Origin of the sequence: Aestuariibaculum lutulentum (assembly GCF_032926325.1) — a bacterium.
Taxonomy (GTDB): domain Bacteria; phylum Bacteroidota; class Bacteroidia; order Flavobacteriales; family Flavobacteriaceae; genus Aestuariibaculum; species Aestuariibaculum lutulentum.
Genome location: NZ_CP136709.1, coordinates 2,780,048 through 2,803,153, shown reverse-complemented (window position 1 = coordinate 2,803,153; position 23,106 = coordinate 2,780,048). Strand labels below are relative to the sequence as shown.

The 23,106-nt window shown below is 35.1% G+C and carries 23 protein-coding genes; 9 read left to right on the top strand and 14 right to left on the bottom strand.

Annotated elements, in window-relative coordinates; translation table 11 throughout:
* Positions 1-31 precede the first annotated feature (31 nt).
* The 3 genes from R1X58_RS11965 to R1X58_RS11955 form a co-directional block, all read right to left on the bottom strand.
* The gene (locus R1X58_RS11965; RefSeq protein ID WP_188215769.1) at positions 32-1,291 is read right to left on the bottom strand and encodes an aminotransferase class I/II-fold pyridoxal phosphate-dependent enzyme; all 1,260 of its coding nucleotides are present in this window, start codon (positions 1,289-1,291) and stop codon (positions 32-34) included.
* 257 nt (positions 1,292-1,548) lie between these two features.
* Entirely contained in the window at positions 1,549-2,589 is a 1,041-nt protein-coding gene (locus tag R1X58_RS11960) for a PLP-dependent cysteine synthase family protein (protein WP_240572972.1), read from the bottom strand.
* Between the two features lie 78 nt (positions 2,590-2,667).
* A complete protein-coding gene (locus R1X58_RS11955) occupies positions 2,668-4,740 on the bottom strand; it encodes a S9 family peptidase (protein ID WP_240572971.1) in 2,073 nt (690 codons plus the stop codon).
* 133 nt (positions 4,741-4,873) lie between these two features.
* Here R1X58_RS11955 and R1X58_RS11950 point away from each other — a divergent pair, with 133 nt between their 5' ends.
* Complete coding sequence (locus R1X58_RS11950) at positions 4,874-5,197, top strand: YbaB/EbfC family nucleoid-associated protein (protein ID WP_240572970.1); 324 nt, start codon at positions 4,874-4,876, stop codon at positions 5,195-5,197.
* Between the two features lie 8 nt (positions 5,198-5,205).
* On the opposite strand, the gene R1X58_RS11945 is transcribed toward R1X58_RS11950, so the two are convergent.
* Positions 5,206-6,222, bottom strand: a complete 1,017-nt coding sequence (locus tag R1X58_RS11945; protein ID WP_240572969.1) for a threonine aldolase family protein — start codon at positions 6,220-6,222, stop codon at positions 5,206-5,208.
* Positions 6,223-6,356: 134 nt separating this feature from the next.
* Between R1X58_RS11945 and prfB the strand changes: the two genes are divergently transcribed.
* From prfB to R1X58_RS11925, 4 genes are all read left to right on the top strand, one after another.
* A protein-coding gene (gene prfB, locus R1X58_RS11940) for a peptide chain release factor 2 (RefSeq protein ID WP_240572968.1) occupies positions 6,357-7,467 on the top strand; the annotation gives its coding sequence in 2 pieces (ribosomal slippage) (positions 6,357-6,419 and positions 6,421-7,467; 1,110 coding nt in all).
* A complete protein-coding gene (locus R1X58_RS11935; RefSeq protein ID WP_240572967.1) occupies positions 7,464-8,078 on the top strand; it encodes an HAD family hydrolase in 615 nt (204 codons plus the stop codon). The genes prfB and R1X58_RS11935 overlap by 4 nt, the downstream gene beginning before the upstream one ends.
* Positions 8,075-8,416: an arsenate reductase (glutaredoxin) gene (gene arsC, locus R1X58_RS11930; RefSeq protein WP_240572966.1), complete on the top strand. Its 342-nt coding sequence runs from the start codon at positions 8,075-8,077 to the stop codon at positions 8,414-8,416. The genes R1X58_RS11935 and arsC overlap by 4 nt, the downstream gene beginning before the upstream one ends.
* Before the next feature lie 90 nt (positions 8,417-8,506).
* A complete protein-coding gene (locus R1X58_RS11925) occupies positions 8,507-11,053 on the top strand; it encodes an outer membrane beta-barrel protein (protein WP_240572965.1) in 2,547 nt (848 codons plus the stop codon).
* 78 nt (positions 11,054-11,131) lie between these two features.
* On the opposite strand, the gene R1X58_RS11920 is transcribed toward R1X58_RS11925, so the two are convergent.
* The 3 genes from R1X58_RS11920 to R1X58_RS11910 form a co-directional block, all read right to left on the bottom strand.
* Positions 11,132-11,308 carry an ATP synthase subunit B family protein gene (locus tag R1X58_RS11920; protein WP_240572964.1) on the bottom strand — a complete coding sequence of 59 codons (177 nt, stop codon included), beginning with the start codon at positions 11,306-11,308 and terminating at the stop codon, positions 11,132-11,134.
* A gap of 122 nt (positions 11,309-11,430) precedes the next feature.
* Positions 11,431-11,874, bottom strand: a complete 444-nt coding sequence (locus R1X58_RS11915; protein WP_240572963.1) for an SRPBCC domain-containing protein — start codon at positions 11,872-11,874, stop codon at positions 11,431-11,433.
* A 102-nt stretch (positions 11,875-11,976) separates the two neighbouring features.
* Positions 11,977-12,618, bottom strand: coding sequence for a peroxiredoxin (locus R1X58_RS11910; RefSeq protein ID WP_240572962.1), 642 nt, complete (start codon positions 12,616-12,618; stop codon positions 11,977-11,979).
* Positions 12,619-12,794: 176 nt separating this feature from the next.
* Between R1X58_RS11910 and fumC the strand changes: the two genes are divergently transcribed.
* Positions 12,795-14,192, top strand: coding sequence for a class II fumarate hydratase (gene fumC, locus R1X58_RS11905; RefSeq protein ID WP_240572961.1), 1,398 nt, complete (start codon positions 12,795-12,797; stop codon positions 14,190-14,192).
* A gap of 167 nt (positions 14,193-14,359) precedes the next feature.
* On the opposite strand, the gene R1X58_RS11900 is transcribed toward fumC, so the two are convergent.
* Both R1X58_RS11900 and R1X58_RS11895 read right to left on the bottom strand, forming a co-directional pair.
* Positions 14,360-14,935 (bottom strand): Crp/Fnr family transcriptional regulator, encoded by a 576-nt coding sequence (locus R1X58_RS11900; protein WP_240572960.1) that lies wholly within the window; start codon positions 14,933-14,935, stop codon positions 14,360-14,362.
* Positions 14,936-15,209: 274 nt separating this feature from the next.
* Positions 15,210-16,094, bottom strand: coding sequence for a chromosome partitioning protein ParA (locus R1X58_RS11895; protein WP_240572959.1), 885 nt, complete (start codon positions 16,092-16,094; stop codon positions 15,210-15,212).
* A 107-nt stretch (positions 16,095-16,201) separates the two neighbouring features.
* Between R1X58_RS11895 and R1X58_RS11890 the strand changes: the two genes are divergently transcribed.
* A complete protein-coding gene (locus tag R1X58_RS11890) occupies positions 16,202-17,224 on the top strand; it encodes a formimidoylglutamase (protein ID WP_240572958.1) in 1,023 nt (340 codons plus the stop codon).
* On the opposite strand, the gene R1X58_RS11885 is transcribed toward R1X58_RS11890, so the two are convergent.
* A complete protein-coding gene (locus R1X58_RS11885) occupies positions 17,221-17,817 on the bottom strand; it encodes an NUDIX domain-containing protein (protein ID WP_240572957.1) in 597 nt (198 codons plus the stop codon). The genes R1X58_RS11890 and R1X58_RS11885 overlap by 4 nt on opposite strands.
* A gap of 226 nt (positions 17,818-18,043) precedes the next feature.
* Here R1X58_RS11885 and R1X58_RS11880 point away from each other — a divergent pair, with 226 nt between their 5' ends.
* Positions 18,044-18,274 (top strand): hypothetical protein, encoded by a 231-nt coding sequence (locus R1X58_RS11880; protein WP_240572956.1) that lies wholly within the window; start codon positions 18,044-18,046, stop codon positions 18,272-18,274.
* A 68-nt stretch (positions 18,275-18,342) separates the two neighbouring features.
* Here the strand turns inward: R1X58_RS11880 and ettA are convergent, their stop codons facing one another.
* Both ettA and R1X58_RS11870 read right to left on the bottom strand, forming a co-directional pair.
* Entirely contained in the window at positions 18,343-20,034 is a 1,692-nt protein-coding gene (ettA, locus tag R1X58_RS11875; protein ID WP_240572955.1) for an energy-dependent translational throttle protein EttA, read from the bottom strand.
* Positions 20,034-20,216, bottom strand: a complete 183-nt coding sequence (locus R1X58_RS11870) for a CAL67264 family membrane protein (RefSeq protein ID WP_188215789.1) — start codon at positions 20,214-20,216, stop codon at positions 20,034-20,036. The genes ettA and R1X58_RS11870 overlap by 1 nt, the downstream gene beginning before the upstream one ends.
* A gap of 451 nt (positions 20,217-20,667) precedes the next feature.
* Here R1X58_RS11870 and R1X58_RS11865 point away from each other — a divergent pair, with 451 nt between their 5' ends.
* Complete coding sequence (locus tag R1X58_RS11865) at positions 20,668-21,852, top strand: MFS transporter (RefSeq protein ID WP_240572954.1); 1,185 nt, start codon at positions 20,668-20,670, stop codon at positions 21,850-21,852.
* Between the two features lie 70 nt (positions 21,853-21,922).
* On the opposite strand, the gene R1X58_RS11860 is transcribed toward R1X58_RS11865, so the two are convergent.
* Together R1X58_RS11860 and R1X58_RS11855 are read right to left on the bottom strand one after the other, a co-directional pair.
* Positions 21,923-22,645 carry a pirin family protein gene (locus R1X58_RS11860; protein WP_240572953.1) on the bottom strand — a complete coding sequence of 241 codons (723 nt, stop codon included), beginning with the start codon at positions 22,643-22,645 and terminating at the stop codon, positions 21,923-21,925.
* A 19-nt stretch (positions 22,646-22,664) separates the two neighbouring features.
* Positions 22,665-23,102: a MarR family winged helix-turn-helix transcriptional regulator gene (locus tag R1X58_RS11855; protein ID WP_240572952.1), complete on the bottom strand. Its 438-nt coding sequence runs from the start codon at positions 23,100-23,102 to the stop codon at positions 22,665-22,667.
* Between the last annotated feature and the right edge of the window lie 4 nt (positions 23,103-23,106).

Below are 23,106 nucleotides of genomic sequence, written 5' to 3'. Positions count from 1 at the left end.
GCGGCGTTTTTTTTATCTATTAAACGAATAATTACTCACCCATTGCTGCCATTACAGCTGCAGATAAACGCTTGTAAGTTCCGTTTTCTAATCTTTCTCTAATGCCATCGAAAGCATCTAAAGTAATTCTCACATCTTCTAAAGTATGCGTAGCGGTAGGAATTAATCTTAATAAAATTAATCCTTTAGGAATTACAGGATACACCACGATAGAACAGAAAATTCCGTAGTTTTCACGTAAATCCTTAACTAAAGCCATCGCTTCAGGGATACTTCCTTTTAAATAAACTGGTGTAACACAACTTTGAGTTGTTCCGATATCGAAACCTCTTTCTTTTAAACCAGATTGTAATGCATTAACGTTTTCCCAAAGTTTATCTTTTAACTCTGGCATAGTTTTAAGCATTTCTAAACGTTTTCTAGCTCCTACAACTAATTGCATTTGTAGAGACTTAGCAAACATTTGAGAACGTAAGTTGTATTTTAAGTAATCTATGATTTCCTGATCTGCTGCAATAAATGCACCTGTCCCAGCCATAGATTTAGCGAAAGTTGCGAAGTACACATCGATGTCGTCTTGTACACCTTGCTCCTCACCTGCTCCAGCACCAGTTTTACCTAAAGTACCAAAACCGTGAGCATCATCAACTAAGAATCTGAAGTTATATTTCTTTTTAAGCGCTGCAATTTCTTTTAATTTACCTTGCTCACCACGCATACCAAATACACCTTCTGAAATTACTAAAATTCCACCTCCGGTTTGCTCAGCCATTTTAGTAGCACGCTCTAAGTTTTTCTCTAAACTTTCAACGTCATTGTGCTTGTAAGTAAAACGTTTACCCATGTGTAAACGAACACCATCAATAATACAAGCGTGTGCATCAACATCGTAAACAATGATATCATCTTTAGAAACCAATGCATCGATAGTCGACACCATACCTTGGTAACCAAAGTTTAATAAATATGCAGCTTCCTTGTTTACAAATTCTGCTAACTCTTTTTGAAGTAATTCATGAAGATCTGTATGACCAGACATCATTCTTGCTCCCATTGGATAAGCCGACCCATAAGCTGCACCAGCTTCTGCATCTACTTTACGAATTTCAGGGTGGTTAGCTAAACCTAAGTAATCATTAATACTCCAGGTAATAACATCCTTCCCTTGAAACTTCATTCTGTTTGAAATCTGACCTTCTAATTTTGGAAAAACAAAATAGCCTTCAGCTTGAGATGCCCATTTTCCTAATGGACCTTTGTCTTTATAAATTTTTTCAAATAAATCCTTCATTTATTATAAATCTTATTGCTATTAAAATTAAGCTTAAACTATTAACTTGAAGTGGCTTTTACTAGGTAACACGGGGCTTCTCCCTTGTTTTAGCCTGTTAAAAGAAAGCTTTATAGTTCTTAGTTAGCTGCTGCAAAATTAAATATTTAAATTCTTTGTACATAATTTTTAGGGTTCAATTATTTACAAAAAAAATAAAGAGATGATTTATTGTTTTTTAAACAATTATCATCTCTTTATATATATTGTTTTTGCACTTATTTTATGTACTGAATATTTTCTGCAGTAACCTCATTTTGAGAATCAAAAAAGCCTTGATCCTGCATCCATTTATCGCTATAAACTTTACTCATGTAACGCGATCCGTGGTCTGGAAAAATAACAACTATTTGGTCGCCATCTTTAAATTCCCCACTTTCATCAAGTTGTTTTATGGCTTGCATAGCGGCTCCTGAAGTGTATCCTGAAAACAATCCTTCTGTTCTCGCCAATTCTCTTGCTGCATGCGCACTTTCTTCGTCTGTTACTTTAACAAAAGTGTCTATAACATCGAAATCTGTAGCTCCCGGAATCAGGTTTTTACCTAAACCTTCAATTCTATACGGGTAGATTTCCTTTTCATCAAACTCTCTTGTTTCGTGGTATTTTTTAATTACAGAACCAAACGCATCAACTCCTATAACTTTAATATTAGGGTTTTGCTCCTTTAAGTATCTCGCTGTTCCTGAAATTGTTCCTCCGGTACCACTACAAGCTACTAAATGCGTGATTTTACCTTCGGTTTGACTCCATATTTCCGGCCCTGTAGAATCGTAATGCGCATCAATATTTAATTCATTAAAATACTGATTGATGTAAATTGATCCAGGTGTTTCTTCATGGATACGTTTTGCAACTTCGTAATACGATCTCGGGTCATCGGCAGGAACATGAGCAGGGCAAACATATACTTTTGCTCCCATGGTTTTTAGCATGTCTATTTTATCTGGTGAAGATTTAGAACTTACTGCTAAAATACACTCATAGCCTTTAATGATACTTACCATGGCTATACTGAAACCAGTATTTCCCGATGTTGTTTCAATAATGGTATCGCCTGGTTTTAAAATACCTTTCTTTTCTGCTTGCTCAATAATGTAAAGTGCTGTTCTGTCTTTAGAAGAGTGCCCAGGATTAAAAGCTTCTACTTTTGCGTAGAAATTTCCTTTAAAATTTGAGACCATTCTATTAAGCTTGATTAGCGGTGTGTTACCCACTAAATCTAATACATTATCGAAAACCTGTTTTTTGTTTTTCATAAATGCTTTTTATAAGCTACGGTAATATTACTGAAAATATTTGCAACCTAAAACCTGACAAAAATAAGTTTTTTTTTTTTACTGACCATAACTTGCTTCTAAATCTAATAAAAAGGCATATTCTAACGCAACTTCTTTTAGACTTTCAAAGCGCCCTGAAGCTCCACCGTGCCCCGAATCCATATCGGTTTGCAATAACAATTTATTAGAATCGGTTTTTAACTCGCGTAACTTCGCTACCCATTTAGCCGGTTCCCAATATTGCACCTGAGAATCATGTAGACCTGTTGTTACTAAAGTATTTGGGTACGCTTTAGCTTCTACATTATCGTATGGTGAATAAGATTTCATATAGTGATAGTACTCTTCCTCATTAGGATTCCCCCACTCGTCATATTCTCCTGTTGTTAATGGAATTGTATCATCCAACATTGTAGTAACAACATCTACAAAAGGTACGGCAGCTATGATTCCGTGATATAACTCCGGATTCATATTCATAACAGCTCCCATTAATAAGCCTCCGGCTGAACCTCCATAAGCATATAAATGGTCTACAGATGTATAATTTTGTTCAATTAAATATTTCGAACAATCTATAAAATCGTAGAACGTATTTAACTTGGTTAACAGTTTTCCGTTTTCGTACCAGTCGCGTCCCAAATATTCGCCACCGCGAATATGTGCAATGGCATAAATAAATCCGCGATCTAATAAACTTAATCGTACCGATGAAAACGACGGATCGATAGTATGCCCATAAGAACCGTAGGCGTATTGTAACAAGGGACTTGTGCCATCTAACTTGGTTCCTTTTTTATAAACTAAAGAGATAGGTACTTTTACTCCGTCGCGTGCCGTAGCCCAGATACGCTTAGATTCGTAGTTTTCTTTATTGAACTTTCCGCCTAGAACTTCCTGTTCTTTTTTAATGTCTTTGGTTTTTGTTATAAAGTTATAATCAACCACCGAACTTGGCGAAGTCAAAGAATTATAACCATAACGTAACACATCACTATCAAAATCAGGATTATTACCTATATATGTTGTATACGTTTCGCTTTCGAATGGCAGATTGTAATCTTCACTTCCATCCCAACTTATAATTCTAAGATTATTTAATCCGTTTTCGCGTTCGTTAACGACTAAATAATCTTTAAAAATTTCAATATCTTCTAATAAAACATCTTTACGATGCGGAATAACCTCTTCCCAGTTTTCAATGCTTGTGGCATCTTCATGTGCTTTTAAAAGTTTGAAATTGGTCGCTCCATCATTATTTGCGATGATATAAAAATGATCATTGTAGTGTGCAATGCTGTATTCTAAATCACGCTGACGTTCCTGAAACATTCTAAATTCGCCATCGGGTGTATCGGCATTTAAAATACGATATTCTGTTGTTAAAGTACTTGAAGACCCTATAACAATAAATTTTTTAGACTTGGTTTTATATACAAACGTATTAAAAGTATCATCGGCTTCATAAAACACCTCTACATCATCTTTAGCCTCTGCTCCTAATTTATGCTTCATAATTTTACTAGAACGCAACGTAACTTTATCTTTCACACAGTAAAACAAAGTTTTATTATCACTTGCCCAGGTACTGCTACTGGTTGTGTTTTCGATTTTATCTGGGTAAATTTCACCGGTAACCAAATTTTTAATTTGAATTGTGTATTGACGTCTTCCAACAGTATCTAATGAAAAACTCGCCATGGTGTTATCCGGACTAATAGAAATGCTCCCTAAATTGAAAAACGAGTATCCTTCCGCCATAGCATTACAATCAAACAAAATCTCTTCAGGTGCTTCTAGTGTTTCTTTCTTTCTGGCATAAACAGGGTAATCTTTTCCCTTTTCGTAACGTGTAATATACCAGTAACCGTTTAGCTTGTAAGGAACCGTTGTATCATCTTCTTTAATTCGGCCTTTCATTTCTTCAAACAACTCCTTTTGGAATCCTTCGGTATGCGCCATAACCGATTTGGTATACGCATTCTCAGCATTTAAATAATCAATTACTTCAGGATTTTCTCTTTCATTTAACCAATAGTATTTATCAATCCTTACATCGCCATGCATAGTAAGTTCTTTTGGTTTTTCGGTTGCCACAGGAGGCGTTGCTAAAACTTTGTTTTCTGTCATTTCGCTTCTTTTTTACACGAGTTTGCAAAATTAATGCTAATGATTAATATAATGTTGATGTTTTTCATTTTTCAGGAAATTTAATTTCAAATTGCTCTTGAATACCTAAATTTGTAACAAAAAATTACATACTATGTTTGGAGATATGATGAATATGATGGGTAAACTTAAAGAAACCCAACAAAAAGTTGAAGATACAAAAAAACGCTTAGACACCGTTTTAATTGACGAATCAAGCAGTGATAAAAAACTGAAAATCACGCTTACAGCTAATAGAACGATTAAAACCATTGACATAGACGACGAGCTTTTAGAAGACAAAGAACAACTTGAAGACTATTTAATTCTAACGCTTAACAAAGCCATTGAAAAAGCGACTAAGGTAAACGAAGCCGAGTTAGCCGCTGTAGCTAAAGAAGGTATGCCAAGCATTCCTGGCATGGATTTCTTTAAATAAAAAAACATCTAAAAGGTTTCAAGACATACCAAAACCTTTTCATGCATAATATTGGTATAATCGAGGTGAGTTACCATGCGTAGCTTACCTCCTCCCATACCGATAATATGGATATTATTTTCCTCTAATTTATTTAGAAAAGCCTTTTCATTTACGTCTTTATTCAATTCGAAAATCACAATGTTTGTTTCGATAGGCTCTACCAACTTAACCATTGATAATTTAGAAAGTGCTTCACCCAATTCCTTGGCCTTTTTATGATCTTCTGCTAAGCGGTTAATATTGTTTTCTAAAGCGTACAATCCGGCTGCTGCCAGATACCCCACCTGACGCATATTTCCGCCAAAAACTTTACGAACTCTTAAAGCTTCCTTCATAATATCGGAATCGCCAACCAAAACAGAACCAACAGGACACCCCAATCCTTTACTTAAACACACAGAAATCGTATCGAACAAATCACCGTACTGTTTAGGTGTTTCATTTTTCACTACCAGTGCGTGCCATAAACGTGCTCCATCCAGATGAAACCCTAAATTATGTGTTTTGCAAACCTGCTTTATCTTTTTTAACGCAGCGTAATCCCAGCACGCACCGCCTCCTTTATTCGTTGTATTTTCTACTTCTACCAAAGAGGTTTTAGCATAATAATAAGCATCCGGATTTATAGCTTCAAGAACTTGTTCGGCCGTAAACATCCCCCGATGTCCATCTAATAACCTGCACGACACACCACTATTAAAAGACGCTCCTCCCGATTCATAATTATAAATATGAGCATACTTATCGCAAATAACCTGCTCACCAGGATTGGTATGTAATTTTATTGCGGTTTGATTCGCCATGGTGCCACTAGGAAAAAACAATGCCGATTCCTTTCCGAACATATCTGCTATCCTTTTTTCCAGGACATTCATGGTCTCGTCTTCTCGAAATACATCATCGCCCACCTGCGCCTGCATCATGACTTCAAGCATGTCTTTACTTGGTTTTGTAACCGTGTCGCTTCGTAAATCTATTTTCATTTAATGGCTGTTTAAATCTCGAATATCGAGTAAATCTATAAAATTATCACTACAATACTTTTCTGCTCTTTCTTTAAATTTTATTTTTGTTGAAAATAAAAGCCAATAATTGGTAAACAATATAAAATTGACATATGATAACTCTTGATCAAATTAAAGATCTTAATACCCGCCTTGACAAACTAAGGCACTATCTTTGACGTAGATAAAAAACTTATTGAAATACAAAACGAAGAAGAAAAAACCTTCGACCCAAATTTCTGGAACGACCCAAAAACTGCCGAAACGATTATGAAATCGCTTCGTGTGAAGAAAAAATGGGTTGAAGATTACAACACCATCAAAACCCTTATTGAAGATTTAGATGTTCTTTATGAATTTTATAAAGAAGGGGAATCTACCGAAGAAGATGTACAAAATCAGTACAACAAAGCTGCTACTTTATTGGAAGATACTGAATTTAAAAACATGCTTTCTGATGAAGGTGATAGCTTAAGTGCCGTGCTTCAAATTACTGCTGGTGCAGGTGGAACCGAAAGTTGCGATTGGGCAAGTATGCTGATGCGTATGTACTTAATGTATGCCGAAAAAAGCGGCTTTAAGGTTAAAGAATTAAACTTTCAGGAAGGTGATGTTGCCGGAATTAAAACGGTGACTCTGGAAATTGAAGGCGACTTTGCCTTTGGATGGCTTAAAGGTGAAAACGGGGTACACCGTTTGGTCCGTATTTCTCCGTTTGATAGTAATGCGAAACGACACACCAGTTTTGCTTCAGTTTATGTGTATCCTTTAGTTGACGATACCATTGAAATTGAAATCAATCCGGCCGATATTGAAATTACAACCGCAAGATCAAGTGGTGCTGGTGGGCAAAATGTAAATAAGGTAGAAACCAAAGTACAATTAACCCACAAACCTACGGGTATTCAAATTTCATGTTCCGAAACGCGTTCACAACACGATAACCGTGCAAGAGCTTTACAAATGCTTAAATCTCAACTTTATGAAATTGAGCTGCAAAAACAAATGGCACAACGTGAAGATATTGAAGCCGGCAAAATGAAAATTGAATGGGGAAGTCAGATTCGTAACTATGTGATGCAACCTTACAAATTAGTTAAAGATGTTCGCACCGGACACGAAACCAGCAATGTTGATGGCGTTATGGATGGAAATATTGGTCCGTTTTTAAAAGCCTATCTCATGATGATGGGACAAAAAGTTGAAGACGATAATACACTATGATAAATACCATAATTTTCGATTTAGGCGGTGTGTTGATTGACTGGAATCCGGAGTACGTTTTTCTTGATGCTTTTAATGGCGATAAAGAAAAAACGAAATGGTTTTTAGAAAACATTTGCACCAGCGACTGGAACGAAAATCAGGATGCTGGCTACCCCTTAGCACAAGCTACCGAAGATTTAGTGTATAAATTTCCTGAATATGAATCCTACATTCGTATGTTTTATGGTGATTGGGAAAAGATGCTGGGCGGGGCCATTGAAGGAACTGTAACTATTTTAGAAGAATTGATAAAATCTAAAATCCATAAAGTGGTGGCTTTAACCAATTGGAGTAACGAAACCTTCCCTATTGCACAAAAGCGATTTGATTTTTTACAGTGGTTTGAAGGCATTGTCGTTTCTGGTGATGAAAAAACAAGAAAACCATTTAAAGATATTTATGACATCACTTTAAAACGCTTTAACATCACTCCTGAAAATGCTCTTTTTATTGACGATAACCTTCGAAATATTGAAGCCGCAAAAGCTTTAAATATTAACGGCATTCACTTTAAAAATCCAGAACAACTCATTGAAGATTTAAAAACATATAATATTCACATCTCATGATTAAAATATATCACAACAACCGATGCAGTAAATCGCGTTTAGGCGTTCAGTTTTTAGAAGACGCCGGTAAAGACTTCGAAGTTGTAAAATACCTTGAAGACGTTCCAACCGAAGCAGAATTAACCGAAATCATTAAGCTTTTAGGAATTTCTCCAATAGAATTGGTTAGAACAAATGAAGCCATCTGGAAATCGGATTACAAAGGAAAAGACCTTACCGATGTACAAATTATTAAAGCCATGGTTGAAAACCCGAAGTTAATTGAGCGCCCTATCGTTATTAACGATGAAAAAGCTGTGATAGCAAGACCTACAGAAAAGATAGCCGAGATTTTATAACACTCGGCTAACACCCTAATTAACTTTATTTTAACAAAACCCTACTAAACTTATATGTTTTTTTGAAGTCTAACACTTTAAAAAACAACTATGACCAAATATCTACTAACTGCCTTTGCTCTTTTTGGCGCCGTATTATCGGCTTTAGCACAACCAAAAAGTACTGATCCAGTTGCCGAAAAAAACATCATTATAACCGGAAAGGTAATCGACCAAGACATGAATATGCCTTTAGAATACGCTACCGTTGCCTTTTTTAGTAAAGCTGAAAACAAAATAGTCGACGGCTGTATAACAGATACTAATGGTAATTTTAGCATTCCGGTTGCAAAAGGCATTTACGATATTTCAATTGAATATATTTCCTATAAAAAAGTTACACTCACCAATAAGAATCTCACAAAAAACGAAGATTTAGGAACCATAGCTTTAACCGAAGACCTTGCTACACTGGATGAAGTTGAAGTTATTGCTGAAAAAACAACAGTTGAAATAAAACTTGACAAAAAGATTTACAACATCGGAAAGGATTTAACTACCGCCGGAGGAACAGTAAGTGATGCTTTAAATAATGTGCCATCGGTTTCTGTAGATGTTGAAGGTGCTATTAGCTTAAGAGGAAATGAAAATGTAAAGATTCTAATTAACGGAAAGCCTTCAGCTATGGCAGGTTTCTCGGACTCAAATATCTTCAGTCAATTACCTGCTTCAGCTATAGAACGTGTTGAAGTTATTACATCGCCCTCAGCGCGATATGATGCAGAAGGTACTGCCGGAATTTTAAACATCATTTTACGACAAAAAGAAACTTTAGGTTTTAATGGCTCATTCAATTTAACATTGGGAAATCCGGATAACGTAGGTGTTTCCGCTAACTTAAATTATCGTACAGAAAAATTCAACTTATTTTCTAATTTAGGATTTAGATACGCTGCTCCGCCAAGAAACAGTTTTAACGATAGTAAATATTCGGCAACTACAGTTGATGGCGTTACAACATTACCTGAGTACGAAAGAATTATTGAAGACCAGAATGTAGACCGTATAAACAGAAACTACAACGCTAATACTGGTATCGAATACTTTTTATCAGATAAAACTTCTATTACCGGTAGTGTATTTTACAACTTTGGTAATGACGACGATTTATCCCTTAACACCAGTGACCGCTATAACAGCGGAAGTATAGTCGAGCGAACGCTTAGAAGCGAACAAGAAAGTGAAGACGATAACAAATATCAGTTTGCATTAAATTATATTACAAAATTGAATGATGAGGGTCATGAATTAACAGCTGATTTCCAATATGAAAATGGGTCTGAAGATAAATCAACCCGCATTAATGAAGACTATATTTTTACTGATAAAACTAATCCCGATGCCTTTCAGAATGAAAATATATTTTCAGTTGAAGATGAAAAAGAATACTTGTTACAAGCCGATTACGTTTTACCAATAAACGACAAATCTCGTTTTGAAGCAGGATATCGTGGAAACTTCAAAAACAAATCAACAGATTATGTTTTAGAGCAAGAAAACATTAATGATGGTAGTTTCTTTGTAAACGACACGCTTACAAATATTTTTGATTATACAGAAAACATAAATGCTGTGTACTCTCAATACGGGAATAAATTTGGTGAATTCTCATTCCTTTTAGGATTACGTTTAGAAAACACACAACTTAAGGGGAATATAGATTCCAGATTAACCGAAGAAGAATTACAAACAGCTTTTGGATATCCAATAGACACCGATTTTAACAACAACTATTTAGGTCTGTTTCCCACTGTAAATTTAATTTACAATTTAGCAGGTAATAGTGACGATTCTGAAGAGAACATCTCTTTTGGGTACAATAGGCGTATAAACAGACCAAGAGGATTTTTCATTAACCCGTTCCCTTCTCGTTCAAGTAGAACAACTGTTTTTCAAGGAAATCCAAACTTAAGTCCTGCTTTTGCAAGTGCTTTTGATATTGGTTACTTAAAACGTTGGGATAAATTAACCTTAACTTCTTCTATCTATTATCAGTACGAAACTGATTCTTTCGAATTTATTCAGGAAAATACAGGTTACTATACTTCAGACGGAATTCAAATTACCAGAAGAATGCCTATAAACTTATCGAATAACACCAGAACAGGTGGAGAAGTTGGCATCATGTATAATCCTGAAAAATGGTTGAGAATTAATTCCAGCTTTAACTTTTTCCAGTTTGAAAAAGAAGGTGAATTTAACGGAATAGATTACGGAACGAAAAATACCAGTTGGTTTGCACGTTTTAGTAGTAAAGTAAGCTTACCATCAAATATAGATTGGCAAACTAATATGCATTATATGGGACCAAGCGCAAATGCTCAAGGCGAAACCGAAGGTATGTTCTCTATAGACTTAGCTTTTAGTAAAGACATCTTTAAAAACAATGCAACGATTTCATTAAATGCACAAGATTTATTAAACTCTAGAAAACGCCGTTCAACAAGATCCACAGAAGGCATTGAAACCTACAGCGAACACCAATGGAGACAACGTCAGGTAAACTTATCATTGATCTACAGATTCAACCAACAAAAGAAACGTGAACGTCCTAACACCGGATTTGGTGGTGGCGATGACGATATGGGAGGTTTCTAATTATGAAACCTCCTCAAACAAAAAAAGGGAAGCTAAATTTAGCTTCCCTTTTTTTGTTAATATATTATCAAAAAAATGTTAGGCGTTTTGACGCTTAGCTTTTTTCTCTTCTCTAATTTCTTTTATTCTTTCAATTAAAGCACCTCCAATCCAGTAAGGAATAACAAAGGTCATTAAGAAAATCATTAACCAAAACCCTATGGTTAAGATGGTTAAAAAAGCTAAAAATCCTAAATATTGGTCAAAATCGAACATAATTGTTAAGTGTCTTTAAAAAATATGAAGCAAAGATAATATAAAGCTTTTTGTAATACAATATGAAACTAAAATTTATTAACAGAGTTTTTAAGATTTTAAAAGATTACTGAACAGACTAACTATAGATTCTCAGACAATTCTTTTACTATTTGAAGTGCCTTAGGAAATGTTTTTTCAAAATACGATTGATATTCTTCGGCCGAATCCATGCCAACCTCAAGAGTTGTTATGCCATTTTCCTCTGTTAATGTATAATCTTCTTTAGCTCCAAACCAGTCTTTTGTTTTTTCATTTGGAGGTAGCTCAACACCTTTTTCAAGCATACCTAAATGTTCAATTCCCATAAACTCATTGGTAATACGTTTATAAATTCGGCTAACCATACCGCTTCCCTCCCCATTTATAAACAGCGCTTTACTTCCTTCTTCCCAATCGGTTTCCACCTGAGAATCTTCACTAAAAATCTTCGTCCATTTCGGATAAGTTTCTTTTCCCCAAAGCACGTCCCAAACCTTGGAATTTGCGGCATCAATATCAATCTTAAAATACACTCTATATAACATGGCTAAATTTTATAAAATGATGTTCTTAAAATTACCAATTAATTTAATTCTTAAAAACAAAAAAGCATCAACTTTTAATGTCGATGCTTTACAATTTAAGTGTTAATCTAAATTGGGTTGTGGCGTCATCCTTAGATAAGGCTTAATTTCTTTATGTCCTTTAGGGAATAAACTCGGAATTTCCTCATTGGTAATCACCGGAGAAATCACCACATCTTCACCACTCTTCCAGTTTGCTGGTGTGGCTACTTTATGGTAAGCCGTTAACTGTAAACTATCAATTACCCGTAATAATTCTTCAAAATTTCTTCCTGTTGAAGCCGGATAGGTTATAATCAGTTTTACTTTTTTATCGTCACCAATTACAAAAACCGAACGTACAGTAAATTTTTCACTGGCATTCGGGTGAATCATATCATAAAGTTCAGACACCTTTCGGTCTTCATCCGCAATAATTGGAAAATTTACAGTTGTATTTTGGGTTTCGTTAATATCGTTTACCCAGCCCTGATGAGACTCCAATCCATCAACACTTAAGGCTACGACTTTAACGTTACGCTTTGCAAATTCATCTTTATACTTTGCTACAGTACCTAGTTCGGTTGTACAAACAGGTGTGTAATCGGCTGGATGCGAAAACAAAATCCCCCAACTACCGCCTAACCATTCATGAAAATTAATATCGCCTTCGGTAGACTTTGCAGTAAAATTAGGGGCTGTATCTCCTAATCTAATTGTTGCCATAATCGTTATTTTTTTTATGTTTAATTCCTACTAAATTAATCAATTTAATAGGTTTTACAAAAGAATTTATAACTTTAAATATTTTAGATGAAAAAAATTAATAAAACTAACTTTTATCATACCTTAAAACTTAGTAAAAAACTTAACTTTGTTACTTTAATTAAATCATTATTACGATGAGTTTTAGAATAGAAAAAGATACCATGGGCGAGGTAAAAGTGCCTGCCGATAAACTTTGGGGCGCACAAACCGAGCGTTCAAGAAACAATTTTAAAATAGGACCTTCTGCTTCTATGCCTTTAGAAATTGTTTACGGATTTGCTTACCTAAAAAAAGCTGCCGCTTTTACAAACTGTGAATTAGGGGTTTTACCTATTGAAAAGCGCGATTTAATTGCTGCTGTTTGTGATGAAATTTTAGAAGGAAAACACGACGATCAGTTTCCTTTAGTTATCTGGCAAACAGGTTCAGGAACCCAAAGTAATATGAATGTTAACGAAGTTATCGCTAATCGTGCTCAGCAATTAGCAGGTAAAGTAATTGGTGAAGGCGATAAAGCGATTCAGCCAAACGACGACGTTAATAAATCACAATCGTCTAACGATACCTTCCCTACAGGTATGCACATTGCTGCTTACAAGAAAATTGTAGAAGTAACATTACCAGGTGTAAAACAGTTACGCGATACACTTCAAAAAAAATCTGATGCGTTCAAAAATGTTGTAAAAATTGGACGTACTCACCTTATGGATGCAACGCCTCTAACTTTAGGGCAAGAGCTTTCAGGTTATGTTGCCCAATTAAACTACGGTATTAAAGCTTTAGAAAACACCTTACCTCACTTAAGTGAATTAGCTTTAGGAGGAACAGCTGTTGGTACCGGATTAAATACACCTAAAGGTTACAGTAAGCGTGTTGCCGAATATATTGCTCAGTTTACAAAATTACCTTTTGTTACGGCTCCTAATAAATTTGAAGCTCTAGCTGCACACGACGCTTTAGTTGAAACACACGGTGCTTTAAAACAATTAGCGGTTTCTTTAAACAAAATAGCTAACGATATTAGAATGATGGCTTCTGGACCAAGAAGTGGTATTGGAGAAATTATTATCCCTGCTAATGAGCCAGGAAGTTCTATTATGCCAGGAAAAGTAAACCCAACTCAATGTGAGGCTTTAACTATGGTTTGTGCTCAGGTTATGGGTAACGACGTAGCGGTTTCTGTGGGTGGTTTACAAGGACACTACGAGCTTAACGTATTTAAACCAGTTATGGCTGCTAATGTTTTACAATCTGCTCAGTTAATTGGTGATGCTTGTGTAAGTTTCGATGAAAACTGTGCGATTGGTATCGAACCAAACCACGAAGTGATTACAAAATTACTTAACAACTCTTTAATGCTTGTAACGGCTTTAAATACCAAAATCGGATATTATAAAGCTGCTGAAATTGCCAACACAGCACACAAAAACGGAACAACCTTAAAAGAAGAGGCTGTTAATTTAGGCTATGTTACAGCCGAAGATTACGACGCTTGGGTTAAACCAGAAGATATGGTTGGAAGCTTAAAATAAGCCATAAATCAAAATCTATAAAAACAAAAATCAGGTCATTAAAATGACCTGATTTTTTTTGTTGGTTGGTTAGCTATTAATCTTTCCTTGTTAGTTAATTAGGTATACTTAAGAAAGGAATTCCTGCCAAATATATTACTTAACAGCTTTCAATCAATTAACAAATGTTAATTGATTTCACTTTTTTTTCTAATGCGACTTAACTGAACTGGTGTAATTCCTAAATAGGAAGCTATGTGATATTGTGGAATAATCTTGTCGACATCAGGAATTTGTTTCTGCAATTCTACATATCTATCTTTAGCTTCAAGCGATATTAAATCCACCAAACGCTTTTCATATAACACGTAAAACGATTGAAGTACTTTATTATATAATTTACTCACCGATAAATTTGTTTCAGCAAGTTCCATGACTTTCTTAAAATCGACTTCGTGAATTTCACAATCGGTAAGTGTTTCAAAAACAAATTGTGAAGGCTCGTTTTTCATTAAAGCCGTTAGGGAACCAAAAAAGCTATTCGACAGGTAAAAGCTTTTATTAAACTCCTTACCTGATTCTGTACATATATAACACCTAACAACACCTGATAACAACAGGTAAACCTTGTTAGGAATTTCGTTTATTTTAACCAGTTGTGTCCCTGGTCTCAATGTTTTTAACTCCGATACTTTTAAAAGTTCTTCAAATGTTTCATTAGAAATATTTGAAAAAGAATTTAGAATTTCTTCTTCTAATTGCATTCTATTAGTAAATTTTCAAGCATTAGTAAATGCCTATTTGGTATTAGTTAGTATTAACAGATGCATTATTAAACAAAAAGGGATGAGTTGCTATTAATCTCCTAAGTCATACAAATGCAGTGTATCATACCAAATGTAAAAGTTATGCTCATATATCACAACATTTCAATTAAAATTCGAGTAAGAGCAAATTAATTTCCTTCAAACGAAACAATATTGTATGAAAAAACCTCAAGCTTTCACTTGAGGTTTTTATAATCTGGGGTATATACGTTTACTTAAGTGTAAATTCTGATGTAGATACTAAATCTTTTTCATTAAAAACATTCACAATGTAGCGTCCTTCATCGAAATCCTCATCACCGCGAGGCGCAATAAATTCACATACATTTAAGTTTGCATTTTCGTAATTAAACTTACTAATTAAACTGTAATTTAAAGTTACTTCATCAAACTGTACTTGCTCGTTTAAACCAATAATATTGTTTTTTGGGTCGATAACCTGAATATATAATTCCTGATCTCCAGCTTGTACTAATTTATTTTTAGCTACAATAAAACATACTCTAATTTTATCACTACGTCCGGCACGCTCGGTTGGAATTACCTTTCCTGAGGTTCTTACAATTACTCCTGAAGCTTTTAAATCTACTGCAGAAAGCACTGCTGCATTAGAAACCACTTCGGCCAAAGCTGTATTTTGAAGTAATAACGAATCGTTGAACATCGTACGCTCTTCTAGACGAACGCGAGTACTATCTAAAGACGTTGCTAAATAAGCATTGCTCACTTTTAACGAATCGTTTTGTGCTAACAACACATCCATTTCTTTTTGTAAAGACGCATATTTTTGTTTGTATCTCCATAAGCTTTTCACGTTGGTTTCTGAGATTTTTAGTGAATCCATTAACCCTTGAATACGTGCTCGAGCTTCAATTAAATTTTGGTTAGCCACTTCATTTTCACCTATGGCTTCGTCATACTGACTTGCCATTAGGCTTAACTCATCCATTACTTTTTGTTTTTCCTCAGTTAAGTCCTGCTGAACTTTGTTACTTTCCTGATACAAGTTCATTGAATAGAATGCCATGCCTAAAAATAGGACCACTGCAATCCCCAACGCAACCTTCAGACCGATACTGCTTTTGTTGTTTTCCATAATTGTTTGTTTTTAATGATTAAAATCTACGTTGTTTAATATTTTTTATTTTTATAATGCCACAAATAAATAATGATGTAATTTCGTTTCAAAATTTATTTACTCACATGGATAAACTTTCTTTATTCGATAAAAATAGTTTAAATAAACTATTAAACAAACGTTCCGGTGAATCCAAGTTCGGTCAGGAGATTAAGCTCTTAACCAGCATTTCAAATATATACGACCAACTTAAAAGTTTGGATGTCAAGTACGTAATTATTGGTTTACCAGAGGATGTAGGAGTGTTCGCAAACCACGGTAAAATTGGCACTTCTAAGACGTGGGAAATTACCTTAAAAACCCTGTTAAACATACAGAGTAACGAGTTTACAACTCCTCAAAACGTTTTAATTTTAGGGCGTTTAAATTTTTCTGAAGAATTACAAAAATTATCACTTTTAAATCCTGATAAGAAGAAAAGTTTTATAAAAGCACGAGACATTGTAAAAGAAATTGATACCCATGTCGCTTACATAATTAATCAAATTGTTTTAGCTGGAAAAAAACCTATAATTATTGGCGGAGGACATAATAATGCCTATGGAAATATAAAAGGAACAAGTTTGGCTTTGGGCAAACCTATTAATGTGGTGAACATGGATGCGCATTCCGATTTTAGAGCAGAAGAAGGTCGACACAGCGGTAACGGTTTTAGTTATGCCTATTCTGAAGGATTCCTGAAAAACTACAGCATTTTTGGATTACAAAGAAATTACACATCAAGAGCTTTATTTAAAACCCTGAAAAAGTTAGATAACATCCAGTACACAACCTTTGAAGATATTGAAGTGACGCATAAGGTAAAATTTTCAACAGCCATGAAAACCGCTTTAGATTTTGTTGGAGCAAGCCCTTATGGTATTGAGGTGGATTGTGATACTATTGAAAATATACCAAGTAGTGCCATGACCCCTAGTGGTTTTTCTGTAAACAATGCCAGACGATTTGTTAGCTATTTTGCCGAAAACCCGAATGCAAGTTATTTGCATATTTGTGAGGCTGCACCAACCGAAGAAACGGCATCGCAAGTTGGAAAACTTATCACTTATTTAATAACAGACTTTATTAGTGCACAAAACAACCTTTAGTTGTTTTGTGCTTCCATAAGTTTATGTATTAAAGCATATTGTAGTAAGACTATGGTTCTGGTATCATGAATTTTTCCTGAGTTCAGCATATCGATAGCCTCAGAAAATAGGATTTCCAACACTTCGATATCTTCATGTTCACTATCCAAGCCTCCGCCTTCATTCACTTTCATATCATCGGTATATTCTCCAATAAAAAAATGCATTTTCTCTGTCATAACACCTGGAGACGAATAGGCTTCATAGACTTTTTTTACTTCTTTTAATCGGTAACCTACCTCCTCCTCTGTTTCTCTAATAACACAGGCTTCGGGATTATCCTTATCTAACATACCCGCGCAAATTTCTACCAGATAACCATCGGTGTTATCATTTAAAAAGGTTGGCATTCTAAACTGTTTGGTTAAAATAACGGTTTGTTTTTCGGCATTATACAACAAAATGCCGGCACCATCTCCTCTATCGTAAACCTCTCGCATTTGAGTAACCCACTCACCGTTACTCATTAAATATTTAAAAGTTAATTTATTAAGTGTATAATAATTATCAGATAACAATTGGGTATTTATGTCCTTTACACGAATGTCTTTCATTACTAAAATAGGTTCTAAATGTTTTGAAAAGATAATACTTTTAAAAAAAATTCACGCCTTTAAAATCTGCCTAAATAATTGAAACCTCTTTAAAAATAAGGGATTCACAAGAAACACAAATAATACACTTCCTACAAAAAACAATCTAACAACATCATTTTTAATTATTTAATCATCAAAATATATTATATTTGATTAGCTATTAAATCATTCTAAAGCATCTGCTATGTTACCTATTAAACTATCGGCGTCTTGGCTTTTACTAAGCCAAATAGACATTGTAACTGTACTTGTTATAGTTGTTGTATTCTTTTCAATACTTCTTGTTTTAGGTATTAGAAAATCGTACAAATTAAAAAAGGAAAATGAACGCCTCGACAAAATAAGCGAGGAAATGGCCCGAAAGGAAGAAAAATATACAGATTTTACTGAAGGCCATATGTATAACAACAATTAAACAATAAAAAAGAAAAATAAAAAAGCCAGCTTTTAGCTGGCTTTTTTATTTCAGATGACTCTACTAAATTAGCGAACCAATTTTTTGTACTTAATACGTTTCGGTGTTAAATCACCTCCTAAACGTTTCTTTTTATTTTCTTCGTATTCACTAAAACTTCCTTCAAAGAAATACACTTGTGAATCGCCTTCAAAAGCCAAAATATGTGTACAAATACGATCTAAGAACCAACGGTCGTGAGAAATCACTACAGCACATCCAGCAAAGTTTTCTAAACCTTCTTCGAGTGCTCTTAAGGTATTAACATCAAGGTCGTTGGTAGGCTCATCCAGTAATAATACGTTACCTTCTTCCTTAAGAGTCATCGCTAAATGTAAACGGTTTCGCTCTCCACCTGAAAGCAACTTCACTTTCTTATTCTGTTCACCGCCTGAAAAGTTAAAACGACTTAAATACGCTCTTGAGTTCACCTCTTTTCCTCCCATTAAAACCAATTCCTGCTCATCACTAAAGTTTTGCCAGATGGTTTTCTCAGGATCTATATTCGAGTGACTTTGGTCTACGTAAGCAATCTTAGCCGTGTCTCCAACTTTAAACTCTCCTTTATCTGGTGTTTCTTCTCCCATAATCATTCTGAAGATGGTTGTTTTACCAGCACCATTCGGACCAATAACCCCTACAATCCCAGCTTGAGGTAAGTTAAAGTTTAAGTCTTCGTAAAGTAACTTGTCATCATAACCTTTACTTACACCAACCGCTTCAATAACATTGGTTCCTAAACGTGGTCCGTTAGGGATATAAATCTCTAACTTCTCGTCCAGTTGTTTTTGATCCTGACTTAATAATTTATCGTAGTTCTTTAAACGCGCCTTTTGTTTGGTTTGACGTCCCTTTGCTCCTTGACGTACCCACTCCAACTCACGCTCTAATGTTTTCTGGCGCTTAGAAGCCGATTTACTTTCTTGTGCTAAACGCTTCGCTTTCTGGTCTAACCAAGACGAGTAGTTTCCTTTCCACGGAATTCCCTCTCCTCTGTCTAACTCTAAAATCCAGCCAGCTACGTTATCTAAAAAGTATCTATCGTGCGTTACGGCGATTACGGTTCCTTTATATTGCGCTAAATGCTGCTCTAACCAGTGTACCGACTCAGCATCTAAGTGGTTGGTAGGCTCATCCAGTAATAACACATCCGGTTCCTGTAATAATAAACGACATAAAGCTACGCGACGACGCTCCCCTCCAGAAAGTACACTAATCTTTTTATCCCCATCTGGCGTGCGCAACGCGTCCATAGCGATTTCTAATTTGGTGTCCAGTTCCCAGGCGTTAGAAGCATCAATCTGGTCTTGAAGTGCCGCTTGGCGGTTCATTAGCTTTTCCATTTTGTCCGGATCGCTATACACTTCCTCTAAACCAAACATATCGTTAATCTTATTGTATTCATCAAGAATGGCTACAGTTTCAGCGGCACCTTCTTTTACAATTTCCATAACGGTTTTATCCTCATCTAACTTCGGTTCCTGCTCTAAATAACCTACTGAATAGTCTTGTAAAAAGGTCACATCGCCTTGATAATTCTTATCTAATCCAGCAATAATTTTAAGCAAAGTCGACTTACCAGAACCATTTAAACCAAGGATTCCGATTTTAGCTCCGTAAAAAAAGCTTAAATAAATGTTTTTTAAAACAGGTGTATTCGCACCTTGAAATGTCTTGGTTACCCCAGACATTGAGAAGATAACTTTCTTGTCGTCACTCATTATACTCTACCTTTTAAAGCATTAAAAACCCAAGCAACTGCAAAAAATCCAATACCAACGGCTGCAAAGCCCCAACCTGCTACGTCATCGTATCTAAAAGCACCTAGTGCGATTAAACTTAAACCTACAAAAATCATAATCCAAGTTGCCCATGATAACACGGTATTTTTATTCATTGCCATAATTAATTTTATTTTTTTAGTCTTAGGGCGCATCCTTGCCAAGCAAGGTCAGGTTTTACGTTATATCTTTTAATGAAACCATTAAAAGGATGTCGCTTCAACCCTTTGCGCAAAATTTTAAAGGACAAATATCGCACTTTTAACAGGAATTGGAAAACATATAAATTAATATTATTTCTATGTTAATTCTAATTCCTCTTCTACTTCTGTTTCTATTTTCATTTTCAATTGAATAACTTCTTTAATTTTCATTTTGTTACCTAGGAAACTATTTTTTAAGAATACATTAATTTTCCTAGGAAAATAATTCGTTTATTAAAACATAATCTGCTTTGAATTCAAGACTTCTCAATTAACATTTTTTTTACCATTTACAATGCGTTAACACCGGCAATTACCACTACTTTTGCGCTTTAGTTTTCACTAGAAATAAATAATAAACTTTTCATTTATGAATAAATCCTTACTGTCTTTAGCTATTGGTGGATTTGGAATCGGACTTACAGAATTCGTTATCATGGGTATTTTACCAGATGTTGCTAATGCCTTTTCTATTAGTATTCCGCAGGCAGGTCATTTTATATCGGCTTATGCTTTAGGCGTGGTTGTTGGAGCTCCCCTTTTAACTGGGTTAGGCAGTAAATGGCCAGCGCACAAAGTGCTTTTAGGTTTAATGCTTTGGTTTACGGTATTTAATACGCTTTCAGCATTTGCTACGGGTTATACGTCCTTCTTGGTTTTAAGATTTTTATCGGGGTTGCCTCATGGTGCATTCTTCGGTATTGGAGCCGTCGTTGCAGGAAAATTATCAAAACCAGGAAAAGAAGCTCAGGGAATTGCTATCATGTTTAGCGGTTTAACTATTGCCAACCTTTTAGGCGTACCACTTGGGACCTATTTAGGAAAACACTTTAGTTGGAATATCTCATTCCTTATGGTTGGTGTTGTTGGTATATTGGCAGTTACAGGTGTGAAACTTTGGATGCCGGCATTAAAACAATCTTCAGAAAATAGCTTTATCAGTGAATTTAAAATATTTAAACGCGTCGAACTTTGGCTAATTATCCTTTTAACCACCATTGGTACCGGAGGATTCTTTGCCTGGTATAGCTATATTGCCCCATTAATTACAGAAGTAGCAGGACATCCTGACGAAATGGTCTCTTTAGCAATGATTCTTGCCGGATTAGGTATGGTTATTGGTAATTTTTTAGGCGCTAAAATGTCGGAGAAATTTGGACCAATGCAAGCCATTATCATCACATTACTGCTTATGGTGGTAGCATTAATTGCAAATACTTTTTTAGCAACAGATAAAATTCTTGTTTTAGTGATGACCTTCTTAATAGGAACCATAACCTTTTGTATTTCAACACCAATTCAAGTCGCAATAATTAAAGCTTCTAAGGGTTCTGAAACTTTAGGATCGTCACTTAACCAAAGTGCTTTCAATATTGGTAATGCATCAGGAGCCTATTTTGCAGGATTACCTATTGCTATGGGCTTTGGATATACCGCAGCCGATTGGGTAGGTGCAACCATGGCTGGAACAGGCATCATTATTGCTTTGGTTATTATGACCATACGTCAAAAACAAACCAAACGTAAGAAAGCTTTGGAGGCTTGCTATTCATAATCTTAATAGTCATAAATAAAAAAAAATCCCAACCAAAATGGTTGGGATTTTTTGCTATTAATCAACACCTTTAGAATTCCATAGGCACTTCAATAAATAAAATACTGGATTCTTCTTTGGCTTCAATATTAAAATCTAAAGTTTCCGAAACACCTATGGCATCTCTGGTTTCTAATGTTTTACCATCAACAAGAAATTCTCCGTAGATATTCATCACGTAAACACCGTGCTTATCACTTTTTAATTTATAGTTAAAGGTTTGGCCTTTATCTAAATCTATTCGAGATAATACCGCATCCTGATGAATTTTCAAACTACCTTCATGATTCTCATCAATGGAAGTCACTAAAGTTTGCAATTTGTTCTTTCTTTCTGTTGCATCAAATGATTTTTGATCGTATCGTGGCGCTACATTTTGTTTATCTGGAAAGACCCAGATTTGAAATAAGCCTAAATGTTCTTCAGCTGAACCGTTTATTTCAGAATGCTGAACGCCTGTTCCTGCTGACATTACCTGAACTTCTCCCGGTAAAACCGCCTGCCACTCATTATGCATAGAATCTCTGTGTTTCAACACGCCTTTTAATGGAATGGTAATGATTTCCATATTATCGTGAGGATGTGTTCCAAAACCCATACTTGGTGCAATCATATCATCATTTAACACACGTAAGGCTCCAAAATGTACTTTTTCCGGGTTATAAAAACCCGCAAAACTAAAGGAGTGGTTTGCCTGCAACCATCCGTGGTTGGCATACCCCCTGCTATCTGATCTATGAACTATTGTTTTCATATTTTGTTTTCCTTTCTTTTTATCTCATTTTATCAAGCAGAAAACTTAATTGTTCTGCTTCTTCTTCAGTAAGATTTTTAATTAAATCTTTATTGAAATCATCCGGAACCGAAGCCAAAAGTTTCAATCCCTTTTCGGTTATTGCTATTTTCACTACACGTCTGTCGTGAGCGCAAGGCAATCGTTCTATAAATTCCTTAGCGCATAATTTATCCATTAATCGGGTGGCATTTGGTGCGCGTTCAATCATGCGGTCTTTTATCACCTGAACATTTAACGGTTCGCCAGCACCTCTTAAAATTCTTAAAATATTATACTGTTGAGGTGAAATACCATATGATTTGAAGAACTCGTTCTGACAACTTGAAATCCAATTACCCGTGTACATGATATTTACCAATGCTTTTTGCTTGTTATTGATAAATTTCGAGTTAATTTCTTTTGCTAAATCTCCCATAATT

Coding starts and splice junctions, on each gene's coding strand:
- R1X58_RS11965 (WP_188215769.1), bottom strand. CDS start 1,291: ATGAAGGATTTATTTGAAAAAATTTATAAAGACAAAGGTCCATTAGGA.
- R1X58_RS11960 (WP_240572972.1), bottom strand. CDS start 2,589: ATGAAAAACAAAAAACAGGTTTTCGATAATGTATTAGATTTAGTGGGT.
- R1X58_RS11955 (WP_240572971.1), bottom strand. CDS start 4,740: ATGACAGAAAACAAAGTTTTAGCAACGCCTCCTGTGGCAACCGAAAAA.
- R1X58_RS11950 (WP_240572970.1), top strand. CDS start 4,874: ATGTTTGGAGATATGATGAATATGATGGGTAAACTTAAAGAAACCCAA.
- R1X58_RS11945 (WP_240572969.1), bottom strand. CDS start 6,222: ATGAAAATAGATTTACGAAGCGACACGGTTACAAAACCAAGTAAAGAC.
- R1X58_RS11935 (WP_240572967.1), top strand. CDS start 7,464: ATGATAAATACCATAATTTTCGATTTAGGCGGTGTGTTGATTGACTGG.
- arsC (WP_240572966.1), top strand. CDS start 8,075: ATGATTAAAATATATCACAACAACCGATGCAGTAAATCGCGTTTAGGC.
- R1X58_RS11925 (WP_240572965.1), top strand. CDS start 8,507: ATGACCAAATATCTACTAACTGCCTTTGCTCTTTTTGGCGCCGTATTA.
- R1X58_RS11920 (WP_240572964.1), bottom strand. CDS start 11,308: ATGTTCGATTTTGACCAATATTTAGGATTTTTAGCTTTTTTAACCATC.
- R1X58_RS11915 (WP_240572963.1), bottom strand. CDS start 11,874: ATGTTATATAGAGTGTATTTTAAGATTGATATTGATGCCGCAAATTCC.
- R1X58_RS11910 (WP_240572962.1), bottom strand. CDS start 12,618: ATGGCAACAATTAGATTAGGAGATACAGCCCCTAATTTTACTGCAAAG.
- fumC (WP_240572961.1), top strand. CDS start 12,795: ATGAGTTTTAGAATAGAAAAAGATACCATGGGCGAGGTAAAAGTGCCT.
- R1X58_RS11900 (WP_240572960.1), bottom strand. CDS start 14,935: ATGCAATTAGAAGAAGAAATTCTAAATTCTTTTTCAAATATTTCTAAT.
- R1X58_RS11895 (WP_240572959.1), bottom strand. CDS start 16,094: ATGGAAAACAACAAAAGCAGTATCGGTCTGAAGGTTGCGTTGGGGATT.
- R1X58_RS11890 (WP_240572958.1), top strand. CDS start 16,202: ATGGATAAACTTTCTTTATTCGATAAAAATAGTTTAAATAAACTATTA.
- R1X58_RS11885 (WP_240572957.1), bottom strand. CDS start 17,817: ATGAAAGACATTCGTGTAAAGGACATAAATACCCAATTGTTATCTGAT.
- R1X58_RS11880 (WP_240572956.1), top strand. CDS start 18,044: ATGTTACCTATTAAACTATCGGCGTCTTGGCTTTTACTAAGCCAAATA.
- ettA (WP_240572955.1), bottom strand. CDS start 20,034: ATGAGTGACGACAAGAAAGTTATCTTCTCAATGTCTGGGGTAACCAAG.
- R1X58_RS11870 (WP_188215789.1), bottom strand. CDS start 20,216: ATGGCAATGAATAAAAATACCGTGTTATCATGGGCAACTTGGATTATG.
- R1X58_RS11865 (WP_240572954.1), top strand. CDS start 20,668: ATGAATAAATCCTTACTGTCTTTAGCTATTGGTGGATTTGGAATCGGA.
- R1X58_RS11860 (WP_240572953.1), bottom strand. CDS start 22,645: ATGAAAACAATAGTTCATAGATCAGATAGCAGGGGGTATGCCAACCAC.
- R1X58_RS11855 (WP_240572952.1), bottom strand. CDS start 23,102: ATGGGAGATTTAGCAAAAGAAATTAACTCGAAATTTATCAATAACAAG.